Raw genomic sequence first — 23,226 nt, 5'->3', positions numbered from 1 at the left:
GCTTTTTTTAGAGGTCTTATAGGATAAAGGCTGTAAACCTATTCATTGATATTAGAGTATGTCGACCACTATATTTCGTACTATTTTTGTCACGCTGTTAGCCTTGTGGACATTTTCAGCCCAAGCCGAGAACTCGCTTAAAATTTCTACTTGGAATATGGAATGGCTGACGTCAAAACCCTCCAAGCAGTTTCCATCGTCTGATCGTAGTGCTGAAGATTTTGCCACGTTAGCGAAACATGCCGCTCAATTGGATAGCGACGTGATTGCATTTCAAGAAGTCAACGATAAGGCTGCGCTCAAACGAGTAATTGGCGATGAGTATCAAATCTTCTTCTCTGACCGCTCTAAACCACAATATCGTCACCAGCAGTTTGGTGATATCAATCAGTACACTGGGTTTGCTGTGAAGAAGAGTGTTAGAGTCTCGGATAAGCCCGACTTTTCACTGGATAGCAGAGGCAACAGCAAGTTAAGGTTTGCAAGCTATTTGATGGTAGAGCCCCAGAATAGCCAACCGATTCATTTATTGTCTGTGCATCTCAAAGCTCGCTGTAGTGGCGCATACAACAATAGTCGAGACTGCAAGACGCTCAAGCAGCAAGGAGAGAAGCTTAATCAATGGATAATAGAGCGCGAAAATGCTGATGAACGTTATATCATCTTAGGCGACTTTAACCACAACCTTGCTTATCGAGGTGACTGGTTTTGGCAAACAATGACGGATGACACCAAAGCTCAGCTGACTAGCAAGAAAACAAAAGCGTTATGTAAGGTTAAGTCTCGTAACAATCCTAATAAAACCCATCGCTTCCGTTCGCTCATCGATCATATTGTGGCAAGCGAAACTGTTTCTCTTTCGACGCCAAAACAATATGTATTCCCGAGCCGAGATGTCCTTTCTTATAAGCTCAGCGATCATTGCCCTTTAACTGCCGAGCTTAATGGAAATTACAACTGAGGGTTCAGTACTATGTTGTCGCCAGCGGCAAGCCCTTTGCGCACTCGACCGTTTTCGCCAATCTGAACTAAACGCGTTTCTAACTTATCATCATTAATCACTTTGATGTAGTCGAGCTGACCCACTTGATAGAGTGCCCCTTGAGGCACTTTTAGTATCTCTTCTTCACCAATCTCAACAACAACTTTTGCGTAAGTACCGGGGAAGAGAGACGCGCTACTTGTGAAATCAAACTTAACTAAATAGCTGCGTGAGCCTGAATCTGCGGCCGGTGTAAACTCAGAAACAACGGCATCGGCAACAACATTATAGGTAGGGAAACTAACATGAGTGCTCATGCCCAATGTGACATTAGGTATCACAGATTCTGAAATATTCGCCTCCACTTCGAGCGTCTGCGGATTGTAGACACTAAGCAAGAGCGAGCCTGGTGTGGCTGTATCCCCAACGTTTACGGGTTTAGCGGTCACAACTCCATCAAATGGCGCGGTAATAATACTAAAACCATAGGTGGTTTCCGCTTCGGTTACCGCCGCTTGCGCTTGATTGAAATTAGCTTTGGCCGTTTTCAAATTGCTTTCAGCTTGATCGAATTGAGACTGCGATACGAGTTTCTTTTTCACCAAGTCTTGCGTTCGTGAAAATGCCTTGCGTGCATTGTTCAGTTGAGCCTGAGCGGAGGAAAGAGCTTGTTCCGTTTGAATGACCTTAGCATCAAGGTCACCGCTATCAAGTCGTAGCAAAACATCGCCCCGAGTGACAGTGTCACCAACATCAACCAATGTTTCTACGACTTTCGCAGTCAAGCGTGCCGAAATGTTCGCTTTTTGTTTTGCCACTATGACACCGGGAAACTCACGCTCTATTGTTTGAGTCGTAGGCTGCAACGTCAAAGTACTATATCGTGCTAGATCAACCTTTTCGCTGGTGCGCTCCATCGGAATCTTGTCACTGAATCCACCAGCCATGTAGTAGAACAATGTTGCTAGAACGCCAAATAAACACGCGCCTAATATCTTATTATTTAATTTCATTGTTCAATCTCCTTTTGAGGCAATCCATGCCCAGGCTGATTAAAGTAGGCCAAATTGTATACGACGGGTACAACAAGTAAGGTAAACACTGTTGAGGCGGTTATGCCGAAAATTATCGCCCAAGCAAGCCCATTGAAAATAGGATCCAACGTGATAACAATATTCCCGAGCAAGGTAGTTCCTGCTGTAAGCAAAATTGGCCTCATGCGAACCGCTCCTGATTGTAGAAGTGCGTCGTGAAGGTTCTGACCACTCCGTAATGATTGTTGAATAAATTCAATCAAAACCAGTGAGTTTCTCACCACAATACCGGCTAATGCGATCATCCCGATCATTGCCGTTGCCGTAAACAGTGCTGGATTCGGGTATTGGTGGATATCACTACTTAACATGTTCAGCACCCAAAAGCCGGGCATAATGCCGATAACGGTCAATGGAATGGCAAGCATGATGATTCCTGACACCGCCGGTAAACCGGTTTGAATAAGCATAACAACAAACACACCCAATAATGCTGCACCATACGCAATACCCAAATCACGGAATACATCAACGGTAATTTTCCATTCACCTTCCCCACTCCAAACGACTTCAATATCATCAGCAACGCTCCAGCCCATACCAGAACCATTGTTTAAATAGGTTCTATCCTGCCATGATGTTGCCGCTTCTCTATCATCTAAATCCTGATCGGCAATAACATCCGCAATGATCTCACCTGGTACGCGGCCAACACTTTCGGCATAGACATAAACAACTGGCTTAAGATTTTTGTGGTAGATAGGCTTATCAACTGAACGTTTAACAAAATGACCCACTTCGCTCAGTTGTACCAATGGTTGAGGCGCATCAACCAATGCACCGCCTTCAAGGCGTTTAACGATTCCTCTCTCACCTCGAACATAGAGTTGTAATACCGTGTCCAACTGGTCTCTTTTGGCTACAGGTAGACGCACTTCAATCGGCATTGGAGTGACTTCTCTAGGCGACGCCAAATAACCAAGAACTTCTCCTTTATTCGCGGCACTGATCGTGTCGTTGATATCTCGAACTGAAACACCTGATAGAGCGGCTTTTTCTTGATCAACGATAAACTGCCAAACCTCAGAAGTCCCACGAGCACTGGTGTCCACTTCAGAGACCATCGGCTCTGTACGCAGCCTTTGCGCTACAACGCCCGCTTGCTCTATTAAACGCTCATAACTGGTGGTAGGCGTCCCATACACCTCCGCGGCAATGGTCGCGATGACAGGAGGTCCTGGTGGAACTTCAACAATTTGTATGTCTGCGTTAAACCCTTGTGCGATTGATTCCAAATCATTCCTGAGCCGCGTTACGATCTCGTGCGACTGCATCTCACGTTTATCTTTTTCCGCTAATACCACTCTCAATTCACCCTGATGAGACTGATCGCGCATAAAGTAATGTCTCACCATACCGTTAAAGTCCATTGGAGAAGCCGTGGCGGAAAAACCAGAAACAGAAACCACTTCAGGCACTTCAACTAAGTAGTCAGCAAACGCCCTCAGGGCGTTGGACGTTTCAACAAAGCTGCTTGTTTCCGGCATGTTCAAAACTAGTTGAAACTCGTTTTTATTGTCATAAGGAAGCAGTTTTAATGGCACTAGACGAAGGGCTGGTAACATAGCCGCTATAACAAATAGCGTAAAAACAATCCCCAAGAAGCCCCATGATTTCCCTCTGCTATTCAGTAACGGCAACAGTAGCTTTCGATAGCCTTTGTACAACAAGGTGGTTTCTATTTGATACTGACCGCTTTCTTTCGCAGCCCTCAGTATTTTCTTCGCAAGCCAAGGTGTAATTAAAAAAGCCACCATGGTACTGAAGATCACGCTGATAGGGACATTAAATGCCAAAGGTCCCATGTAGGGTCCCATCATGCCGGTAATGAAGAACATCGGTAGGAAGACAATCACAATAGCAACTGTTGACATGAGTAATGCGCTGCGAATTTCAGCCATCGCGAGAACAATCGCTTTAGTCCGTGATAAATCTTTGCGTTTTAAATAGCGCTCGATGTTGTCGATGCTGGCAATCGGGTCGTCAACAATCAAACCGAGAGCAAGAATCAGCGCAAACAGTGTGACTCGATTAATTGAATAACCGAATAGCAAATCCATCCCCAACGCAGCGCCATAGCTGATTGGAATGGCAATCGCGACAACCAGCGCACTCCGCCAGTTTAGGAACAAACCAACAAAGACCACGACGGTTAAAATGGAGATACCTAAACTAGATATGAGATTAGAAACCTTATCATCAGCGGTTTCACCATAGTTGCGAATAACTTCGACCTTAACCGCTTCAGGAAATTGCTCAGCTTTAAGTCGACCAAGCTGCGCTAGCACGTCACTTGCAACGTCTACCGCGTTCGAGCCTCGCTGTTTGGCGACAGAGATAAAGACAGCTGGATACTCTGCTTGAGAATTAGCCGGACGAATCCAAGTATCTGTCACAGCTTCAGACTGAGCATCAGACACTTTTGCCACATCTTGCATGTAGATTGGTCTGCCATTCACAACCGAAACGACAAGCTGCTCTACCTGAGAGAGCGTCGCAAGTAGCGCACCACTTTCAAGAACAAAGTGACTACCTTGCACTTGGATAAAACCAGCGTTCTTCTTATCGTGAGACAGCGAAAATGCACGTTTAAGATCATCGATGGTGACATTGAAGTTCGCCATAGCAACAGGATCAAGTTCAATACGAAGTTTGCGATTTTCTCCGCCGACTACCTTGACTGAGTTGGTCTCTTCAATCGATTTGATGCCTAACGTTGCTTGATCAGCGATACGCTTGAGTTGAAAACGATCCACTTGGTCAGCATCAGTACTGTACAGCGCAGCCACAACAATAGGCACATCGTCAATTTCGACCGGTTTGACTAACCAACTTGCAACGGCTGGAGGGATCAAATCTTGATTGGAATAGAGCTTGTTGTACAGCTTTACAAGCGCTTCTTCGCGCCCTTCACCAACGTAAAAGCGGACAATGACTTGCGCTGCCCCTTCCATTGATGCCGAATAAACATACTCGACACCATCGATCTGACTAAGAAGCTTTTCAAGTGGTTCCGTGACTTGTTTCTCGACCTGTGAGGCTCGTAAACCCGGTGCGGAAACAAGGACATCAGCCATAGGTACAACAATTTGCGGATCTTCTTCTTTTGGAGTCAGCCACAAAGCCGCACCACCAATTGCCACCATCAATATAATAAGGATTGGTGGAAAATAACTCTCCATCACTCTCTGAATGATGCTTCCCTGTTTCTGTTGTAACTCCATGTAACCTCCAGAAAGATAAATTCCTTATATATGTCGCTACTAACTCAGTGTTTCAATTAAATCAGGCCCAGAATCCAAGCGCTCGATTATCACTTTCGTCATGATGGATCCAGTCAGCATCGCGATAAAAAACAGTACAATACCTGCGTTACCAAGCGCTAAACTGGTTACAACTGGGCCCGGACAAATACCAGCGAGCCCCCAACCAAGCCCAAAAATCATAGAACCGGAGATGAGTCGTGCATCCACCTTCAAACTGGTCGCGCAAGGTAACGCCTCTTTGCTCACACTTAGTTGACGAGGTTTAATAAGCAAGAAATAACTTGGCATAAATACCAACAATGCACCGCCCATGACGAAAGCCAGACTTGGGTCCCACTCACCTGTTATATCCAAAAACCCAATCACTTTCTGAGGCTCAATCATTCCAGAAATAGCCATTCCGATACCAAACAGTAAGCCAGACAGCAAAGCTACTAAACGGAAAACTAATTTATTCATTCTCACTACCTAAAAACGCAGAATTAAAGCTAATGTAAGCGGACGAATACCGTCACACCAGCAACAAACATAAACACACACGTTGCGACAATTGAACGTGTTGATAAACGACCAAGCCCACATATTCCATGGCCGCTAGTGCAACCATTTGCCAATCTCGTCCCTATGCCGACCAAAGTGCCAGCAATCACAAGTAGTGGTAGAGAGATTTCTTGTAAATCTGGCGGAGCGATTCCAATCACGCCTATACTCAAAACGCCACCTGTAATCATTCCAACAACAAACAATATTCGCCACGAATAGTCGCCCTTCTTAGGTGTTAGAATCCCATTTAAGATCCCGCTAATACCGGCAGTCTTTCCATTCATCATCAATAATAAAGTCGCTGATATCCCTAATGTAATGCCACCTATCAGAGAGAGCCAAGGAATGGTTGATAACATGATTTACCTCTTGTTCGGCACTACGCCTCTTTAACACAAAAAACAGTATGTAAACTTTGAATAAGAGCCTCGACTCTTGGGTCTGCAAGTGAGTAAAAAACTTGTTGCGACTCTTTTCTCGCCTTAATCAAGTTATGCTTTCGTAACACCGTTAAATGTTGTGAAAACGCAGACTGACTCAATGTTGATCCAATTTGTAGCGCTCCAACTCCAACTTCACCTTGTGTGAGCTGGCATAGCACCATTAGCCGTTCCGGATGCGCCATGACTTTCAATAAGTCAGCGGCCTCTACGGCGTTACTTTGCATTTCAACTAAATTCATTGCTTCCACCACAATCTAGTTCCAAATCACTAAATTAGAGTTTACTAAACAATTAATATTAGTCAACACTAAATAAGCTTTAATGAAATTAGTAAAAATAACATTAGACATTACTAATTTATACATCTATTATTTTCACCATGTTCACAAGTTTCAAAGGCAAGGAGCTCAACATGACATTAGAAAATGCAATACGTGTATTAGCCGGAAGCATGGTCTTAATCTCGGTCTTACTAACATTGACGGTACATAGTGGATTTGTTTGGCTCACAGTATTTGTTGGCGTAAATTTGATACAAAGTGCTTTTACAGGGTTCTGCCCTGCTGCATACATTTTCAAGAAATTAGGTTTTCAGTAATTGGAGTTTGAAATGACTAAGATTGTAATCGTTGGTGGTGTAGCTGGCGGCGCTTCTGCGGCAGCACGTGCTCGTCGTTTAAGTGAAGATGCACAAATTATTATGTTCGAGCGTGGAGAGTTTGTCTCTTTCGCCAACTGTGGTTTGCCGTATCACATTGGTGGCGATATTCAAGATCGCAGCAAGTTACTGCTACAAACACCAGAAAGCTTCTTGTCTCGCTTTAATGTCGACGTGCGAGTAATGAATGAAGTGGTTTCAATCAATAGACAAAACAAAACCATCACGGTTAAGAATTTAATTGATGGAACTGAGTACAATGAATCTTATGATTTTCTACTCCTAAGTCCTGGCGCAAGCCCTGTAGTGCCTTCTATTCCTGGAATTGACAATCCGCTGACCCATTCACTACGTAACATTCCTGATATGGATCGCATCATTCATACCATACAAATGAACAAACCAGAGCATGCGACGGTAGTGGGTGGTGGTTTTATTGGTTTGGAGATGATGGAAGCTTTCCACCAACTTGGGATTAAAACCACGTTAATTGAAATGGCGGACCAAGTTATGACGCCGGTCGACCGTGAAATGGCAGGGTTTGTTCATGCTGAAATTCGCCAGAAAGGTATCGACTTAAAGCTTGGTGTCGCGCTCGAATCCGTGGAATATATCCCAAGTGCACATGTTGCAAGCTTAGAAACTGGCGAAAAAGAAGCGGCAGAGCACCAACATTTAAACGGCTCATTAACGCTCGCCTTAAATAATGGCGAACAGCTACAAACAGACATTCTCATTATGGCTATTGGTGTCCGTCCTGAAATTCAGCTCGCACAACAAGCTGGATTACAAATCGGCGAACTTGGTGGGATATACACCAACGAGTCAATGCAAACCAGTGATCCTTCTATTTACGCCGTGGGTGATGCTGTCGAAGAAAAAGACTTCGTTACAGGCAATCAAACGCTTGTCCCTTTGGCTGGCCCGGCTAACCGCCAAGGACGTATGGCGGCGGATAATATGCTTGGACGTAAAGAAACTTACCAAGGTACGCAAGGCACAGCCATTTGTAAGGTCTTCGATCTTGCTGTCGCTTCAACAGGTAAAAATGAGAAGCAACTTCAGCAGACAGGTGTCGCGTATGAAAAAATCTACGTACACACCGCAAGTCATGCTAGCTACTACCCTGGCGCAGAAGTCGTCTCATTCAAAATGCTGTTTGATCCGAAAGACGGCAAAATTTTAGGCGCACAAGCTGTAGGAAAAGATGGCATTGATAAGCGAATCGATGTCATGGCTGTCGCACAACGCGCGGGCATGACGGTTGAGCAGCTTCAACATTTAGAACTCACTTACGCTCCACCCTATGGCAGTGCCAAAGATGTGATTAACCAAGCGGCCTTTGTTGCAAACAACATCATCAAAGGGGATTCAGTACCTATCCACTACCACCAAATTGACGACCTGTCTGACGAACAACTGTTACTTGATGTTCGTAACCCAGCCGAGCTTGCCAATGTCGGTTACATTGAAGGCGCTATTAATATTCCAGTGGATGAGTTACGTGACCGTATGAGTGAGCTTCCTAAAGACAAGGAAATTGTTATTTATTGCCAAGTCGGCTTACGGGGCAACGTAGCATACCGCCAGTTAGTCAACAATGGATTCAAAGCTCGTAACCTAATCGGAGGCTACCGAACCTATAAGTTCGCAAAAGCTTAACCAGGCTATATGTCTTAATTCCTACACTGCGCTACTTTTTTGGGGACATCTCGTCCCCTTTTTTATTGGTGTCTTATTTCATTGATCTAGATCATTTTACCATTCGGAAAGTAAGGTTATGTTGAAATCACGTTAAATAAAATTAACAAGGAAGAAACATATGGAATTAAAGAAAGACTCACGCTGCTACACAGATGTTTGCATTAACGGAAAATGGTTTCATCACGATCATCTAACCTCGACAGTCTATATGCTTAAAGGTGGCGCGGATTGTAAAGTCGAGTTATCTAAAACACCGGAAACCGAAGCAGAGCTGATTGATCTCATTAGTTCTCAGTTTTAAGCACAAGCGCACCCACTTTTACTGACCCTTTTCGCGCGAGTTGTAACACAACTGTTATCAGTTCCAAATTCAATCAGCTTAACGAACTAAAAAAGCGCCTCGAAAGGCGCTTTTTTTGTTTAGAGCTTAGGTATAGGTTCAATTTCTACCGAGAAGTTGCGAATACCGACGCTTTCTAGTTCTTCGTCAGACAATGAATACTCCCCAACGGAACGTTTACTACGATTTGAAAGAGGAATAGTTTCACCATAGCGAACGTTAGAACCAAAGGAGGCATCAGCGTAGAATTCTCCTGTCACTTTAGTTTCGATTGGTCGAAGTATCTCGCCTAACACACTGCGAACACTACTTTCGCTATATTCTCTAATCATCCATGGCCAATCCCACTCATTATTTGTCGCGGGAATATTTCGGTGATCATACTGGTATCTTAGATTTTTATCAGTTCCACCATTTCGGCCAACCACCCACTCAGCCGTATAATTGGGGCGATCTTCAGGATGATGACTTAGCGCATTGCCTGACCATCTCATAAAACTATTCATTGTGACTTTGTAGCTTAGTTCCGCGCCAAAAGAGTATGGATAACTTATTGATGAACGGAAGACCTCCATAAACACTTCTTGCTTAGTGTTTGGAGCGACATTAACGACGATGGTATTGGAAATCCCCTTCGTTTCGGCTTCCCCGCCCGTCGAAGCCCAACTCTGGTTTGCCCCAACTTCAATCGAAAGCTCGGTTTCACCAACTAAAGGCCATTTAAACTTATTCTTAGTTGTGACTTTTTGACTAAGACCATAAGTGTCAGTTTTTGACCAGTTAGTCGACTTTTCATATTTGAACGTCACGCGATACTGCTGTTCCAAATCAGATTCATTGGTGACAAGTTCAGAGCGTCGGCCGATCACATCTCGATTTGATTGCGTAATCTCGCCAGCCTTAAATGTTTGTGGGTCAATTTGATACTCAAAATCTGTAACGGTCATTTTGAGTCGCTCGTTACAACGGTAACCGCTACAGCTTCCTGAATCATTCGCATCAATTTTATACGTACCTTCACCGTCTGTAGAGATAACCATGTCATCACCCACATACTGACTATTGGTTCCTGCTGTCCATGCAAAACCCAAATAGTGCGCTAACAGAGAAAGAGGCTTATAAAACTCCCTATTGTTAACTAAATACCACTCAGTATAAGCTTCGTCATTCTCAGGCAAGGTTAATGGCATATAGTTGGGGATACTATGATCAGGCGGACTTATGTAAGTACACCAGGTATTGTTCGCCAATCGGTCCTGCTTAATATTACCGTTATGGCCTGAACCCATTATTACATAACCATTCGCTAGGTTCGTTATTTGCCATTGTCCCATTTGACTAACCAAGCCCGACTTTATCAACTCAGCCTCATCTCGTGTGACCGGTCTAAACTCAGAGTTACAAGACTGACCTTGTAGCCTGACATCCAAGATATCAACAGCAGCAAAGGCTTGAGCGCTATTCACCGCAGATAAAATTGAAATGGAGAGTGCAGACAAATTAAGTATTCTTATTTTTTTCACGTTTTATCCCTTATATTTATTAGTATGGCAGATGATATATAAATGCACCGCCATCTAATTTTTAATCTTTTCTTATTAAAAAGATAAAGGAAAAAGTTAATCATACTGGCTAAAAATCACACGTTAACATAATGATGAATAAATCATTTGTTATGCATAAATAACTTTGATACTTTTATTTATTACAGACAAGTATTAGCGAATGTTAATTTAACAATCCTTAATTTAATAATACTAGTCTTACAAATATATATAACTATAAATTAATTTAGATATAACTTAATTACTCAATAGTAATGTGTAATTTATCTTGGTTGCTATTTATCTGCATATCAGTTTGTATGATATACAGGATTAGTGAGCATAAAACATTCCATAATAATATGAGATAACTTTATGAAATCATCATTGCTGCTCTCCGCTATTTTATTTTCTATACCAACATTGTCTTTCGCTAATGAGGTGCCGACAACGCCTGAAGCGGTCACTTCATCGTTCTCCAAATCAGTACAAGCCAGAGAAACCTACACGTATGTTCGATGTTGGTATAGGCCCGATCATACTCATGATGATCCGGCGACAACGTGGGAATGGGCAGAAAATTCTGATGGCTCTTACTTCACCATTGACGGATATTGGTGGTCTTCCGTGTCATTTAAGAACATGTTTTACACCTCTACTCCTCAAGCGGAAATAGAAAGCCGATGCAAAGAGACATTAGATTTATCGCACGACACTGCAAACATGCTTTACTTCGCTGCTGACAATCGTTTGTCTTATAACCACAGTATTTGGACTAATGACACCTCCAACCCTATTGACTCGAAGATCAACCGAGTCGTTGCTTTTGGTGATAGCCTATCGGATACCGGTAATCTTTATAATGGTTCCCAGTGGGTGTTTCCAAATAGAAACTCTTGGTTCTTAGGCCACTTTAGCAATGGCTTTGTCTGGACTGAATATTTAGCAAAAGAGAAAAGCCTTCCTCTTTACAACTGGGCGGTAGGTGGTGCGGCTGGTACGAACCAGTACATTGCGATAACAGGTATATATGATCAAGTAACCTCGTACCTGACCTACATGAAGATGGCTAAGAACTATAATCCTGCGCAAACCTTATTTACGCTTGAGTTTGGTTTAAATGACTTTATGAATTACGACCGTGAAGTGGCTGACGTCAAGGCTGATTTAAGCAGCGCGCTTATCCGCTTAACGGAAGCTGGTGCAGAGCATCTAATTATGTTGACCTTGCCTGATGCAACTAAAGCGCCACAGTTTAAATATTCGACTCAAGAAGAGATTGTGAAAGTACGTGCAAAGATCGTTGAGTTTAACCAATTTATTCACGAACAAGCTAAGTTGTATGAAGAAAAAGGCATCAACATTGCCCTCTATGACGCGTATTCTCTTTTCCAGTCAATGACCAGCAATCCGCAACAGCATGGTTTTGAAAACGCCTCCGACGCTTGCCTAAATATTAACCGAAGTTCATCCGCTGACTATTTGAAAAGCCACAGTTTCACTAATGATTGTGCGTATTATGGCTCTGATAAATATGTATTCTGGGGCGTAACACACCCAACAACAGCCGCACATAAGTATATTGCCGACAATATTATCACTGAAGAATTTCAGAAGTTCCCATTCTGATTAGCAATATAAAGGCAGGGTAACCTGCCTTTTCAATTTAAATCGCGACTTTCTTCGTCTTATAATTATTCAAACCAAACAAAACAATAACAGCCAGTACAAACGGTAATACGTATAAATTCATCGCTTCCCACCCTACGGTTGATTCCAACCAACCAGACAGTAACGCTGTTACAGTGACACAGCTAAAAACAAAGAATTCATTAAATGCTTGCGCCTTAGACTTATTGTTAGCTTTGTATGATTGGCTAAACAAGCCTGTCGCTGCGATAAACATAAAATTCCATCCAATACCAAGCAAGACAAGAGCAATGGAGAAATGCCAAATTGACTGTCCATGAATATTAATCATCACGCACAGTACGAATAACACGCCACCGAATAAAATCATCTGCCTTGCACCAAAGTGCTCAATCAACTTACCTGTAAAGAAAGCAGGGGCAAACATTCCTAATACATGCCATTCAATCACACCAGCGGCTTTGTCAAAATCAAACCCACAACCAATCATTGCTAAGGGTGTGGCTGTCATCAGTATATTCATTACCGCGTAAGCAATCATCGCCGCGAAAACCGCCAGCATAAAATTGGGTTCTCGTATGATCACTCGTAAGGCATCTGCTCTTACTTGTTTAGAAGGCTCAACTGGTTTAGGAAAACGGATGGTTTGCAACAAGATCAGAGCTAAGATATTGAGCCCTATTAAAGCCATGAATGCTCCAACATAGAGGCCATCTGTAGACCATTGCTGCGAGTACACCGCTAGATTTGGTCCAAGCATCGCAGCAAGGACGCCTCCTGCCATTGATATCGATATCGCTCTGTGACGAGCATTTTCATCACACACTTCAATCGCTGCAAACCGATAAAGCGTACCAAAACCAATTCCAATACCGAGTAAGAATGTCCCAAAACAGAACAAATAGAAATTCTGTAGAGATAGCGCGTAGGTCGCAATGCTTGCACCAGAAATTCCGACTAAATTGCCAAGACTGAAACCGAATCTTCGTCCTAGCTTACCCATAATTAGAGACGCAGGGATGGTTGCAGACATTAAACCTAGAAACTGGAGTGCCACAGGTAGTGTGATCATGCTTGAATCTGGCGCTAGTGTTTGTCCTACTAAGCCAATCACAGAAATAAGTAGAATGTTTCCGGTCATTAGCAAAGCTTGGCAAACGGAGAGCAACCAGACATTACGATTCATTTAATGCCTCTTTAACTGCTGCTGCAACGTGAATACTAACGGTATCAAAAAGTGGGACGTTACTATCTGACGGTTCAAGTAACAAACCAATCTCAGTGCAACCTAATATAACGCCTTGAGCTCCGTTCATGGCTAGCTCGTCTACGATCGTCTGGTAATCATTTTTTGAACGACGGTGGATAACGCCTTTGCATAACTCTTGATAAATAACGTCGTGGACTAAACGCCGTTGAACACCGTTAGGGATGATAACTTCAACTCCATAGCGTTCAGTTAATCGCTGTTTATAAAAGTCTTGCTCCATAGTAAATGCAGTACCAAGTAAACCAACTTTTGTTATGCCCTGTCGTTTTAACTCAGCCCCTGTCGCATCAGCAATATGGAGCAAAGGAATAGCTATCGCTTCCTCAACCTGACTCGCTACTTTATGCATCGTATTTGTTCCGATTAAAACAAAGTCAGCGCCTGCTTTTTCTAACGATTGAGCCGCTTCACATAATATGGTCGCCGTTTTATTCCACTCACCATCGCGCTGCATCTGCTCTATTTCAGCAAAATTGACACTGTTTATCACTACCTTCGCGGAGTTGTGTCCACCTAACGCACGATTGATCCCTTTGTTTAATCCTTGGTAATAAGAAACGGTTGATTCCCAACTCATTCCTCCTATCACACCTACTGTTTTCATTGTTATCCCTCACCAACTATCGTTAACATAATTAAACAAATTAACGCATCATTTACAAACAAAAATGCCTCAGCAAATTGCTGAGGCATTCTATTATGCAGTGACGTTGCTACTCTTTAATCGGCAGAACTTGTTTAACGTATTCTCCAGGTGCTGGGCACAAAACAGGGAAATCGTCATTTCCTACTCGGTACGGCTCTACTCGTTCATCTGGATTGAAACCAAGTAACCATTGATCCCAATGGGTCCACCAAGACCCTTCTGAGTGATCCGCATTGCTGAGCCACTCATCTGCGCTGTCATCTAGGTTATCGTTGGTCCAGTAGCCATATTTGCCTTTCGCAGGGTGATTTACAATGCCTGCGATATGACCTGATTCACCTAAAACGAAGGTTTTGTTGCCACCAACATTTAGGGCACCGCGATATGTTCCTTGCCATAAAGCGATATGGTCTTCTTTAGTTGATACAAAATAGCTTGGCACTTTAATCTTGTTCAGATCAATCCAAACGCCACCGATCTTAACGCCTTTATCTTGCACAAGCTTATTGTTCAAATAGAGTTCACGTAGCAAGAAGTTATGACAAGCCGCCGAAACATTGGTGCTATCGCTATTCCAGTACAGAAGATCAAAATCTACAGGGCTATTGCCTTTCAAGTAGTTATCAACGTAATAGTTCCAATATAGGCTGTTCTCACGAAGTAGACTAAATGTCACGCTCAGTGAACGTCCATCCATATACCCTTTAGCGTTATTTTGGAGCGTAATTGCGTCAATGATGGTGTCATTAACGTATGCACCGACTTCTCCAGGTTGAGAGAAATCAAGCAATGTTGTGAAGAACGAGGCACTTTTGATCCGTTTCTTCATACGTTTCGCCGCATAATATGCGATGGTACTCGCTAGAACAGTGCCACCAATACAATATCCGGCAGCATTGATTTGCTCCTGACCGGTAATGGATTCAATGGCCGATACCGCTTTAGCGACGCCTTCCGTAACATAATCGCCAAATTCAACATCACGCTGCTGTTCACCTGGATTACGCCACGAAATCATAAATACTGAATGGCCTTGCTCTAACAACCAACGAACCATCGAGTTTTTCTCTCTCAAGTCCAAAATATAGTATTTATTGATAAACGGTGGAACGATCAACAACGGAACAGCATTAACCGTTTCCGTTAAAGGTCGGTATTGAATCAATTCAAACAATTCGTTCTGATAAACAACATCACCAGCAGTATTTGCGACATCTTGACCAATGCGAAAAGCATTATTGTTTGTCATGCGGATTTTTAAGATATCAGCACTCGATTCAAGGTCAGCTTTTAATTGATCCAAACCTACCAATAGGTTCTCGCCATTTTGTTCTAATGTCAGCTTGAGCAATTCTGGGTTGGTAGCAATGAAGTTACTAGGCGACAGCGCATTAATGGCTTGACGAGAAAAAAAGCTAATGCGCTCTTTACTCTTCTCATCTAACCCTTCAATGCTATCGATTGTTTGTAGATACGTTTTACTAAACAGTAAGTACGATTGTTTAATGAAGTTATAAAAAATGTCTTGCTGCCACTGTTCGTTTGAAAAGCGTTTATCACCACGTTCAGGAGCGATAACATCATCGGAATTGGCGGCTAAAGTAACATTTTGCCAAATCTGCAATTGTTGTTGCCACCAGTCAGCTTGAATTTGCAGTAAAGCGGCTGGTTGATTTGCGGCACTTTCGAACAACTTCGCCGTATCTTCAAGATTGACTTCCTGCATGGCTTTATTGAGGGGTGAATTAACGGCTGCCCTGCTTTGTTCTAGATCTTCCCACCATCTTTGATTGGTTTCTTGGAGCTTAACAAGGTAGTCCGAAAAGAAGTTTTGGTACATAGCATTACTCCTTGGATCGGAAAAAAGCCGCCTTGCGGCGGCGAAATGAACAGTGTTATGCAGGAGTCACTGTCTTAAGGTTTTCCGAAGTAAGTTCTTCTACGTCTTCTTTAAATTCTTTAGCGATAGATTGAAGCTTGTTGCTGTCATCCATCATTTGCTGTGAAAGTTTTGTAAGAACACTAAGTTGCTGGCTATTAAATGCCGTCAAAGAAGTTACATCCTTTACTTCACTTGCTGCTTTCATCTGCGTCAAGCCCATCTCACTGTATGTGCGGATAGCGTTTAACTGAAGCTCTGTTAGTACTTCAACATTCTTAGTCACAAGCTTGTTGAATTTTACGTACGGCTCTAAGCCCTTTTCAGTTTGGTCAGTGAAAGTTTTGAAAAAGTCTGTATACATGAGTATTACTCCTCGGTTAATTCCATTTAAAAATTCAGTATGCTTAATTCTTAATTAAGCAATTGATTTGATAACAACAGCAGTGCCCATTCCACCACCGACACATAATGAAGCGACGCCATATTGACCGTTACTTCTGTTCAGTTCGTGAATCAGCGAGACTAAAATACGGTTTCCGGAAGCACCTAATGGATGACCCAATGCGATGGCTCCACCGTTTACATTTGCTTTATCCAATATCGAAGATACGGATACGTTTTGTTCTTGAGCTAATTTGTTAATGACACCCAGTGCTTGAGCAGCAAAGGCTTCATTCAATTCGTAGACATCGACATCTTGAGTCGGAATATCCGCTTTCAATAGCGCGCTCGATACCGCTTCAACCGGACCTAGACCCATAATTTCTGGCTTGAGGCCTGATTGCGCGTAGCTGACTAATTCAGCAATCGGCTCTAAGTTAAACTCTTTTACGGCCGATTCACTGGCTACGATGACTGCGCTCGCGCCATCATTGATACCTGAAGCATTTCCAGCTGTGACACTACCTTCGCGGTCAAATGCTGGACGAAGTTTTTGCAACCCGCTTAGTGTGGCATCTGATTTAGGGTATTCGTCAGTATCAAATACGATGGTTTCACGTCGTTTTTTCACATCTACAGCAACAATTTCATCTTTGAATTTGCCAGCTTCAATCGCTGCCACAGCTTTCATCTGGCTAGCCAACGCGTATTCATCTTGCTGTTCACGCGTGATACCAACTTCACGAGCAACATTCTCGGCAGTCACGCCCATATGATATTGGTTAAACGCATCCGTTAGGCCGTCATTAATCAGCAAGTCGGTCAGGTTCATGTTGCCCATCTTATGACCATCGCGGATCCCACCAGACACTGCGAAAGGAATTTGAGACATCACTTCAACGCCGGCCGCGACAACTACTGAGGCGTCACCCGCACGAATGTGGCTAGCCGCATCCATCACTGTTTTCATTCCGCTGCCACACACCATATTTAGCGTATAGGCTGGGACTGTTTCAGGAATCCCGGCATAAAGAGCAGCCTGACGACCTACACTCATGCCCTGACCTGCGCCAATAACGTTACCGACAATGACCTCGTCAATGATTTCAGGACGAACGCCACCCTGTGCAATTGCAGCTTTAATTGCGATAGAAGCTAGGTTACCTGCGCTAATATCTTTCAATGAACCACCAAATGCTCCGATTGGTGTACGTTTTGCTGAAACAATAAATACTTTTTCCATGAGAACCCCTTAATGCATGTATAAGCCGCCGTTAACAGACAGAGTTTCGCCAGTAATGTAAGCACCAGCGTCACTCACCAGGAAAGAAACCGATTTTGCGATCTCTTCTGGCTTAGCTAATCGTTGCATTGGGATCTGGGATTTAATTGAGTCTAGAACCTCAGGTTTCATCTGCTCAACCATTGGTGTTCCGGTGTAACCTGGGGCAATAACATTGACCGTGACACCACTGCGGGCTCCTTCAGCGGCCAACGCTTTTGAGAAACCAATCATGCCAGCTTTAGCCGCAGAGTAATTCGTTTGACCAAATTGGCCTTTCAACCCATTGACTGAAGAAATGTTGATCACACGGCCATTGCCTTTTTCGCACATTGCAGCAAATACTGGTTGAGTGATATTGAAAAGACTATTTAGATTGGTTTCGATGACATCTTTCCACGCTTGTGCGGTCATTTTCTTGAACACGCCATCACGGGTAATACCTGCGTTATTCACAACAACATCAATGGTGCCTTCTTCTTCAAGAAGCTGTGCCAATCGCTCAGCACACTGCTCGGTATCAGTTACATCTAGCTCAAATAAACGAACTTGGTCTTCTGTGAAACCTTTTTCCGTAAACCATTCCAAAGCACATTGATGCTTACCTGTAAAATAGGTAGCAATAACTCGGTAACCATCATCAACTAATTGAGAGGAAATAGCAGATCCGATTCCGCCTTTTGATCCCGTGATCAAAGCGATTTTTTTCATTAAGAGACTCCATTCTTAACAGCAAATTTATAAGTAAGTTTTAGCCATTAATCAGTTCTCAATAAAGAACCAACTAACGTTGTTATATTTTTTGCTAAGGACTATCTTGCCCTCGCTCTATTTATTAAAACTAAACCTTAAATATTACAGTTCAAATATTTTCTGAACTTAAGTGCATAAAGTTGAACAATGTCTCATAAGGAATGTAATGTTATATAATTGTTAACCATCATTAACTCATTGTTTTTACAGAGCTTAACCACAAAGACAATTCAATCAGTAGTCTCTAATGTATTGTTTTTTAAGTTATTTCATGAAATTTTCTGGTTTCATTGATCTATATTGTCATTTCCCTTTGCCTATTCAACATAGTTATTCACTTTGATAAAAATAACAAATTCATCAGTTAGCTTTTGTACTTTAGTTGAATATATCACTATTGATAAAAATGAATAATAGTTAAAAACACCGACAAGCTTATGAATATAATAAAGTAATGATTAATCTATCCAATTAATACTAACGTCGAATAGAGAGAGACACACCAGATGTAGAAATACTTAATTTTCATTGACTCAATAATTAATATTATTTGTTGTAAAACTGGCTCTCAATCACCGTGTTTCGCTGCTAACCCTCCCTCCGTATCAATAAATCGAGCATGTTATTTTCCAAGTGTGCAGTATCTAGCTATAATGTTGTTACTCAACAGTGATGTTGTAGCCCCAATAGAACTTCAAAAATCGATAGCAATATCTTGGTATAAGTAGCCGATTACAATGACAGAAAGAAAACAAGGCCGCCGCAGCGCAAAAGATGCAGAGAAAACAAAGTGCGAGATAATGAAAGTCGCTACTGAGTTGTTTTGTGAACTTGGTTATGAACGTGTCTCTATTAGAAATATTAGTGAGAAGGCGGGTGTCTCGCACAGCTTGATCCGACACCACTTTGGTAGCAAAGAGAAGATCTGGCATGCGATTAGTGATGGTCTACATCAATACATGGAAAACTACATCCACACCATCATTAATAACATCCCTTTAGATGCAACGGCTAACGTAAAACTCTACTTGTTTTCAGTGAGATTGTTAGCTCATATGCTGACATTTAAACGCCCTATTCAGTTAATCGCCGACGCTGTTAGACATGAAGATGCACTATTTGACTACTTTATTGATAATACGGGCAAAATCGAGTCGTTAGTCAACAGAATTGCTGATGATTACAATAACGAAAACCCTGATACTCCAGTCAAAATTTGGGAGATAAAGTGGCAGATGATCATGTTTGCTCATGGTGCAGCAAGTTTGACACCGTTTATGAATGAAACTTGGCGTGAAGAAACCAAAGACGCAGATCAATGCTTATTGAAACATTGGAGTATGTTCAACAACATGATGGCTTATCGATTCAATGTGCCTAGTCAAATCAAGTTAACCCCTGACAGTGTACAAGAGCTCATTTACGACGCCGCATATGACATAAGCTAGACTCGTATTTAAAGCAGTAAGCGCCTAACTTTTTTGGGGTTTAGGGATCAAAACAGTAAACCTTGCCCCACCGAGGTGACTATCATCAACTGAAAGTGTCCAATTTAAGTTTCTCGCTGCGTTTTGGGCAATCGCTAAACCTAAACCAAACCCTCCGTCATTCGAGTTTCTGCTCTTATCTAGTCTTGAAAATGCAATAAAAATCTCTTGTCGTTTTTCCTCTGGAATACCGGAGCCATTGTCCTCAACATCAATCGTCCAACAACTACCAAACTCTCTTAAAGTGAGCTCAACAAGGCCATTTCCATATCGATCTGCGTTTTTAATTAGGTTATCCAAAACAAGCTTAACGAAGGCCGGAGCTACCGTTAACTCATCCTCACGAACGTCATCAGAAATATTAAGCTTCGTTTTATTGCTTGCAATCATGTCTAATCGGCATCGGCACAAACTCTTCAGAGAGATGTTTGTCTCATCAGGTCGATTGTTAACATTGAGCTTATTGTTGAGCTTCGATAACTGTAAAATGTCTGTCGTTAAATCCGATATATCTTCAATATAGTCATCAATATCATCAAACAGCTGATCCCTGTTCTTACAATCTTCTCGTCTAACAAGATCGCAAGCCATCTGAATTTTACTTAGAGGAGTTCGAATTTCATGTGGAATCGCATGAGAAAAAATTTGGTTTTGCTTTACTCGTCGGTCGATATCTTCAGCCATTTCATTAAAACTTTGCGCGATCTCTTTTACTGGCGAGATATGATAGCTTTCAGCGCGAACACTGAGTTCGCCTTGGCCAAATCGTTCTTGAGTTTGAATCAATCGATTAACCCGCTTGTTCACTCGATGAAGGGGTAAGTAAATCAATAACGCTAGCGCAATACTCATCGTTAAAAAGAGAGAAAGCATAAAATGAATTTTGCGGTCTTGATACCAAGGCAGTGATTCATCAAACAAGTAGTTGATTTCTTGGAACAATAGATGATGATTTGAATTTGGTATCGGCAACGCTACGCGCAGTAAATCGTCATCATCCATATAAACGCTTAACCCTTGCTTACTCATATGATGCTTGCAATGGATACATAATGGCGTTTTTTCATTCCACCCTTCTAAGAGTGAAAGCTTATAGTCATAGAAAGTCAGTTCTTTGTATTGGTTGAGTCTTTCATAGATACCCTGCTGATCATATCGACTGTCTAGATAGTGCTGAATGTGGTGCATACTATCATCAACAAAAATATCGATATCTGCTTGCTTGAGGTAACTAGAGCCGAAATGCATGAAAATCGCAAAGGTTAGCATCATCCCTAGCAAGCTCTCAAGGTAAAGACAGGTGAACATGGAGCGCGGTTTAGCCACTACGCACATGCACTGCTACTCACTAACTTATAACCTTGATTTCGAATTGTTTTAATTGCCGCAGTATAGACTTCTGCTTGAATTAGTTTTTTACGTAGACCCGATACTCTCATGTCGATCGAACGATTGTTGACATTGTATTCAATGCCTCTAGCAAGGCGACAACAGTGTTCACGAGAAACTGTTTCGCCAGCATTTTCTATCAGCAACTGAAGTATCTCGAACTCAGAATTAGTTAAGCTGATCGGTTTATGATCATAATAGGCTGTCTGGTTTTGTGCATTGATTACGATGCCATGTGCGTCTAAGACAAAGCTTGCTTGTTCTAACTTTTGTTGTCGTTGGTAACGACGCATCAATGCTTCTATACGAGCAACAAGAATGTGCCCTCGAACGGGTTTTGTCACGTAGTCATCAGCGCCAAACTTAAACAGACTGACTTCACTCATTTCATCTTCTGCTGCGGTAAGCACCATAATCATTCCTGAGTAAAACTTTCTTGCTTCGCTGCAGATTTCTGCGCCACTTTTCCCTGGTAGCATAAGATCTAATAAGACAAGATCGGGTTGGTAAGTTTGAATAGTTTCAATCGCAATCGAGCCATCATAAATGGCATGAACTTCATAACCTTCAGCTGTAAGATACATCTGAGTTAGTTGTGATATATCTTTATCATCTTCGATCAACAAAATCTTAGAATTCATTTACCTACGCACCACCTTATAAATTTGCGCGCAGTATATAGCAAACGTTTAACGCATCAACCCTACTTATAAATCTAACAAATAGTTTGAGTAAGAATTACCTTACATTTGTAAATGCTCAATTTACGCGCCTTACAAAGTTGCAATACAGACTACTGTTTAATCGTAGAGGACACGTCCATTTGCCATTATTCACAAACCAAAACGTGACAACTTATGAAGAAATATTTAACAATAAAAACAATTACTTCAATAAAGTTGTTTGATTCGTTTGTTTTTTGACCTGATTGGCTTGCCGTATTTATTTGTTTACAAAACATAGTCTCAATTGTGATACACGAAATAGGGGGGCTTGCCTTACAATCCATCACCACTTTGCTTACATTGGCTTACATAGACCGAAAATACCGAATTCAATACTTATAAATTAACCTCATTTTGTTTCGTTCCATATATAAAACAGGGCCTGTTCGCCCTCTTCGCTTTCGTTTTCAAACTGTTTTGGGTTAATTGTTTGTAACATCAACCGTTCGATGGCTTACATTCAAACCTTATCGCTCCATACGCACATTGTTGTAGTCTTATCATTTATCTCTCAGACATTTACTATTCAGCCAAATTTCTTGTCCAGAAAGAGTCTATGCCATGAAGCGTAAAAATTTGATTGCTTTACTTGCTGCTTCTCTCCCATTTGCAGCAAACGCATCTATAAGTGTAGAGCAACACATTTCCGATAAAGTTACTAATTGGTTCCAGGTAGATGTTAAGCAAGTAAAAAGCCTAGCCGTACGCTCTACATTTGACTGCACATTTTATTCTGCGACACCGACTATCCGTCTTCCTGATAGCGAGTCGAGTTTTGGTGAGCACCTTTTCATACACCAAGGCGATACAGTTGAGGCTATTTCGACCCCATCGAGCACACAGCCGTTACCAGAAATTGCAAACTGCATAAAAACGAGCTTCCGCCTAACGGATGACCTACAAGCCGATGTCTTACGTGAAGCCTTGGATGGTATCTATAAAAGCTTCAGCTATGGACATCGTGAAGTAGAGCCATACGCAATCAAAAAAGAGGGCCATTGGATAATCATCAATGACAAGTTTTTCGATGATTACTCTGGTTACATCGTAAAAACGAGCCCAGACGGACAAGTAAAATCCATTTCATACTCTTTAGAGCTACAAGGTATCGAGTAACCACCAGCCTAGTTTACGAGTTTTCTACCCAGTGACGTGTCATTGGTCTACAACATAATTTGGTATCAAAC

At 42.1% G+C, this 23,226-nt stretch carries 21 protein-coding genes; 7 read left to right on the top strand and 14 right to left on the bottom strand.

From position 1 onward, the window contains the following. The first annotated feature begins 58 nt into the window (after positions 1-58). Positions 59-961 (top strand): endonuclease/exonuclease/phosphatase family protein, encoded by a 903-nt coding sequence (locus GVO60_RS07900; protein ID WP_159652670.1) that lies wholly within the window; start codon positions 59-61, stop codon positions 959-961. Here GVO60_RS07900 and GVO60_RS07895 read toward each other — a convergent pair. The 5 genes from GVO60_RS07895 to GVO60_RS07875 are packed head-to-tail and all read right to left on the bottom strand — an operon-like array spanning position 952 to position 6,567. Next, positions 952-1,995 carry an efflux RND transporter periplasmic adaptor subunit gene (locus tag GVO60_RS07895; protein ID WP_159652668.1) on the bottom strand — a complete coding sequence of 348 codons (1,044 nt, stop codon included), beginning with the start codon at positions 1,993-1,995 and terminating at the stop codon, positions 952-954. The genes GVO60_RS07900 and GVO60_RS07895 overlap by 10 nt on opposite strands. After that, a complete protein-coding gene (locus tag GVO60_RS07890; RefSeq protein WP_159652666.1) occupies positions 1,992-5,300 on the bottom strand; it encodes an efflux RND transporter permease subunit in 3,309 nt (1,102 codons plus the stop codon). Before GVO60_RS07890 ends, GVO60_RS07895 begins: the two co-directional genes overlap by 4 nt. Positions 5,301-5,339: 39 nt before the next feature. Beyond that, positions 5,340-5,801: a YeeE/YedE family protein gene (locus GVO60_RS07885; RefSeq protein WP_159652664.1), complete on the bottom strand. Its 462-nt coding sequence runs from the start codon at positions 5,799-5,801 to the stop codon at positions 5,340-5,342. Between the two features lie 29 nt (positions 5,802-5,830). Beyond that, on the bottom strand, positions 5,831-6,244 hold the full coding sequence (locus GVO60_RS07880; RefSeq protein WP_159652662.1) for a YeeE/YedE family protein: 414 nt from the start codon (positions 6,242-6,244) through the stop codon (positions 5,831-5,833). Between the two features lie 20 nt (positions 6,245-6,264). Then, positions 6,265-6,567 carry an ArsR/SmtB family transcription factor gene (locus GVO60_RS07875; RefSeq protein ID WP_167522332.1) on the bottom strand — a complete coding sequence of 101 codons (303 nt, stop codon included), beginning with the start codon at positions 6,565-6,567 and terminating at the stop codon, positions 6,265-6,267. Between the two features lie 173 nt (positions 6,568-6,740). Between GVO60_RS07875 and GVO60_RS07870 the strand changes: the two genes are divergently transcribed. The 3 genes from GVO60_RS07870 (at position 6,741) to GVO60_RS07860 (ending at position 8,991) form a co-directional block, all read left to right on the top strand. Next, positions 6,741-6,926: a YgaP family membrane protein gene (locus tag GVO60_RS07870; RefSeq protein WP_159652660.1), complete on the top strand. Its 186-nt coding sequence runs from the start codon at positions 6,741-6,743 to the stop codon at positions 6,924-6,926. 12 nt (positions 6,927-6,938) lie between these two features. After that, complete coding sequence (locus GVO60_RS07865; protein WP_159652658.1) at positions 6,939-8,648, top strand: FAD-dependent oxidoreductase; 1,710 nt, start codon at positions 6,939-6,941, stop codon at positions 8,646-8,648. 160 nt (positions 8,649-8,808) lie between these two features. After that, positions 8,809-8,991: a hypothetical protein gene (locus tag GVO60_RS07860; protein WP_159652656.1), complete on the top strand. Its 183-nt coding sequence runs from the start codon at positions 8,809-8,811 to the stop codon at positions 8,989-8,991. 119 nt (positions 8,992-9,110) lie between these two features. On the opposite strand, the gene GVO60_RS07855 is transcribed toward GVO60_RS07860, so the two are convergent. After that, a complete protein-coding gene (locus GVO60_RS07855) occupies positions 9,111-10,553 on the bottom strand; it encodes an aerolysin family beta-barrel pore-forming toxin (RefSeq protein ID WP_159652654.1) in 1,443 nt (480 codons plus the stop codon). 396 nt (positions 10,554-10,949) lie between these two features. Here GVO60_RS07855 and GVO60_RS07850 point away from each other — a divergent pair, with 396 nt between their 5' ends. Next, positions 10,950-12,203 (top strand): SGNH/GDSL hydrolase family protein, encoded by a 1,254-nt coding sequence (locus tag GVO60_RS07850; protein WP_159652652.1) that lies wholly within the window; start codon positions 10,950-10,952, stop codon positions 12,201-12,203. 37 nt (positions 12,204-12,240) lie between these two features. Here the strand turns inward: GVO60_RS07850 and GVO60_RS07845 are convergent, their stop codons facing one another. The 6 genes from GVO60_RS07845 to GVO60_RS07820 all read right to left on the bottom strand — a co-directional run bounded on the left by GVO60_RS07845 (position 12,241) and on the right by GVO60_RS07820 (position 18,396). Then, positions 12,241-13,410 (bottom strand): MFS transporter, encoded by a 1,170-nt coding sequence (locus GVO60_RS07845; RefSeq protein ID WP_159652650.1) that lies wholly within the window; start codon positions 13,408-13,410, stop codon positions 12,241-12,243. After that, a complete protein-coding gene (locus tag GVO60_RS07840; RefSeq protein WP_159652648.1) occupies positions 13,400-14,098 on the bottom strand; it encodes an aspartate/glutamate racemase family protein in 699 nt (232 codons plus the stop codon). The genes GVO60_RS07845 and GVO60_RS07840 overlap by 11 nt, the downstream gene beginning before the upstream one ends. A 109-nt stretch (positions 14,099-14,207) precedes the next feature. Next, positions 14,208-15,980: a class I poly(R)-hydroxyalkanoic acid synthase gene (gene phaC / locus GVO60_RS07835; RefSeq protein ID WP_159652646.1), complete on the bottom strand. Its 1,773-nt coding sequence runs from the start codon at positions 15,978-15,980 to the stop codon at positions 14,208-14,210. Positions 15,981-16,035: 55 nt separating this feature from the next. Next, positions 16,036-16,383 (bottom strand): phasin family protein, encoded by a 348-nt coding sequence (locus GVO60_RS07830; protein ID WP_159652644.1) that lies wholly within the window; start codon positions 16,381-16,383, stop codon positions 16,036-16,038. A 54-nt stretch (positions 16,384-16,437) separates the two neighbouring features. Continuing rightward, a complete protein-coding gene (locus tag GVO60_RS07825) occupies positions 16,438-17,646 on the bottom strand; it encodes an acetyl-CoA C-acetyltransferase (RefSeq protein WP_159652642.1) in 1,209 nt (402 codons plus the stop codon). Between the two features lie 9 nt (positions 17,647-17,655). Continuing rightward, positions 17,656-18,396 (bottom strand): SDR family oxidoreductase, encoded by a 741-nt coding sequence (locus tag GVO60_RS07820; RefSeq protein WP_159652640.1) that lies wholly within the window; start codon positions 18,394-18,396, stop codon positions 17,656-17,658. A 779-nt stretch (positions 18,397-19,175) separates the two neighbouring features. On the opposite strand from GVO60_RS07820, the gene GVO60_RS07815 reads away from it, so the two are divergent. Next, positions 19,176-19,886 carry a TetR/AcrR family transcriptional regulator gene (locus tag GVO60_RS07815; protein WP_159652638.1) on the top strand — a complete coding sequence of 237 codons (711 nt, stop codon included), beginning with the start codon at positions 19,176-19,178 and terminating at the stop codon, positions 19,884-19,886. 24 nt (positions 19,887-19,910) lie between these two features. On the opposite strand, the gene GVO60_RS07810 is transcribed toward GVO60_RS07815, so the two are convergent. After that, positions 19,911-21,197: a sensor histidine kinase gene (locus GVO60_RS07810; protein ID WP_225874910.1), complete on the bottom strand. Its 1,287-nt coding sequence runs from the start codon at positions 21,195-21,197 to the stop codon at positions 19,911-19,913. Between the two features lie 53 nt (positions 21,198-21,250). Further along, a complete protein-coding gene (locus GVO60_RS07805) occupies positions 21,251-21,955 on the bottom strand; it encodes a response regulator transcription factor (RefSeq protein WP_159652635.1) in 705 nt (234 codons plus the stop codon). A 645-nt stretch (positions 21,956-22,600) separates the two neighbouring features. Between GVO60_RS07805 and GVO60_RS07800 the strand changes: the two genes are divergently transcribed. After that, positions 22,601-23,155, top strand: a complete 555-nt coding sequence (locus GVO60_RS07800; protein WP_159652633.1) for a hypothetical protein — start codon at positions 22,601-22,603, stop codon at positions 23,153-23,155. Positions 23,156-23,226 lie beyond the last annotated feature (71 nt).

This window comes from Vibrio atypicus (assembly GCF_009811315.1).
In the GTDB taxonomy this organism is placed as follows: Bacteria; Pseudomonadota; Gammaproteobacteria; order Enterobacterales; family Vibrionaceae; genus Vibrio; species Vibrio atypicus.
This window is presented reverse-complemented; position numbering and strand designations above follow the sequence as displayed.

Excerpts from the sequence above, each read along its gene's own strand:
- GVO60_RS07900 (WP_159652670.1), top strand. The coding sequence starts at position 59 with ATGTCGACCACTATATTTCGTACTATTTTTGTCACGCTGTTAGCCTTG.
- GVO60_RS07895 (WP_159652668.1), bottom strand. The coding sequence starts at position 1,995 with ATGAAATTAAATAATAAGATATTAGGCGCGTGTTTATTTGGCGTTCTA.
- GVO60_RS07890 (WP_159652666.1), bottom strand. The coding sequence starts at position 5,300 with ATGGAGTTACAACAGAAACAGGGAAGCATCATTCAGAGAGTGATGGAG.
- GVO60_RS07885 (WP_159652664.1), bottom strand. The coding sequence starts at position 5,801 with ATGAATAAATTAGTTTTCCGTTTAGTAGCTTTGCTGTCTGGCTTACTG.
- GVO60_RS07880 (WP_159652662.1), bottom strand. The coding sequence starts at position 6,244 with ATGTTATCAACCATTCCTTGGCTCTCTCTGATAGGTGGCATTACATTA.
- GVO60_RS07875 (WP_167522332.1), bottom strand. The coding sequence starts at position 6,567 with ATGAATTTAGTTGAAATGCAAAGTAACGCCGTAGAGGCCGCTGACTTA.
- GVO60_RS07870 (WP_159652660.1), top strand. The coding sequence starts at position 6,741 with ATGACATTAGAAAATGCAATACGTGTATTAGCCGGAAGCATGGTCTTA.
- GVO60_RS07865 (WP_159652658.1), top strand. The coding sequence starts at position 6,939 with ATGACTAAGATTGTAATCGTTGGTGGTGTAGCTGGCGGCGCTTCTGCG.
- GVO60_RS07860 (WP_159652656.1), top strand. The coding sequence starts at position 8,809 with ATGGAATTAAAGAAAGACTCACGCTGCTACACAGATGTTTGCATTAAC.
- GVO60_RS07850 (WP_159652652.1), top strand. The coding sequence starts at position 10,950 with ATGAAATCATCATTGCTGCTCTCCGCTATTTTATTTTCTATACCAACA.
- GVO60_RS07845 (WP_159652650.1), bottom strand. The coding sequence starts at position 13,410 with ATGAATCGTAATGTCTGGTTGCTCTCCGTTTGCCAAGCTTTGCTAATG.
- GVO60_RS07840 (WP_159652648.1), bottom strand. The coding sequence starts at position 14,098 with ATGAAAACAGTAGGTGTGATAGGAGGAATGAGTTGGGAATCAACCGTT.
- phaC (WP_159652646.1), bottom strand. The coding sequence starts at position 15,980 with ATGTACCAAAACTTCTTTTCGGACTACCTTGTTAAGCTCCAAGAAACC.
- GVO60_RS07830 (WP_159652644.1), bottom strand. The coding sequence starts at position 16,383 with ATGTATACAGACTTTTTCAAAACTTTCACTGACCAAACTGAAAAGGGC.
- GVO60_RS07825 (WP_159652642.1), bottom strand. The coding sequence starts at position 17,646 with ATGGAAAAAGTATTTATTGTTTCAGCAAAACGTACACCAATCGGAGCA.
- GVO60_RS07820 (WP_159652640.1), bottom strand. The coding sequence starts at position 18,396 with ATGAAAAAAATCGCTTTGATCACGGGATCAAAAGGCGGAATCGGATCT.
- GVO60_RS07815 (WP_159652638.1), top strand. The coding sequence starts at position 19,176 with ATGACAGAAAGAAAACAAGGCCGCCGCAGCGCAAAAGATGCAGAGAAA.
- GVO60_RS07810 (WP_225874910.1), bottom strand. The coding sequence starts at position 21,197 with ATGATGCTAACCTTTGCGATTTTCATGCATTTCGGCTCTAGTTACCTC.
- GVO60_RS07805 (WP_159652635.1), bottom strand. The coding sequence starts at position 21,955 with ATGAATTCTAAGATTTTGTTGATCGAAGATGATAAAGATATATCACAA.
- GVO60_RS07800 (WP_159652633.1), top strand. The coding sequence starts at position 22,601 with ATGAAGCGTAAAAATTTGATTGCTTTACTTGCTGCTTCTCTCCCATTT.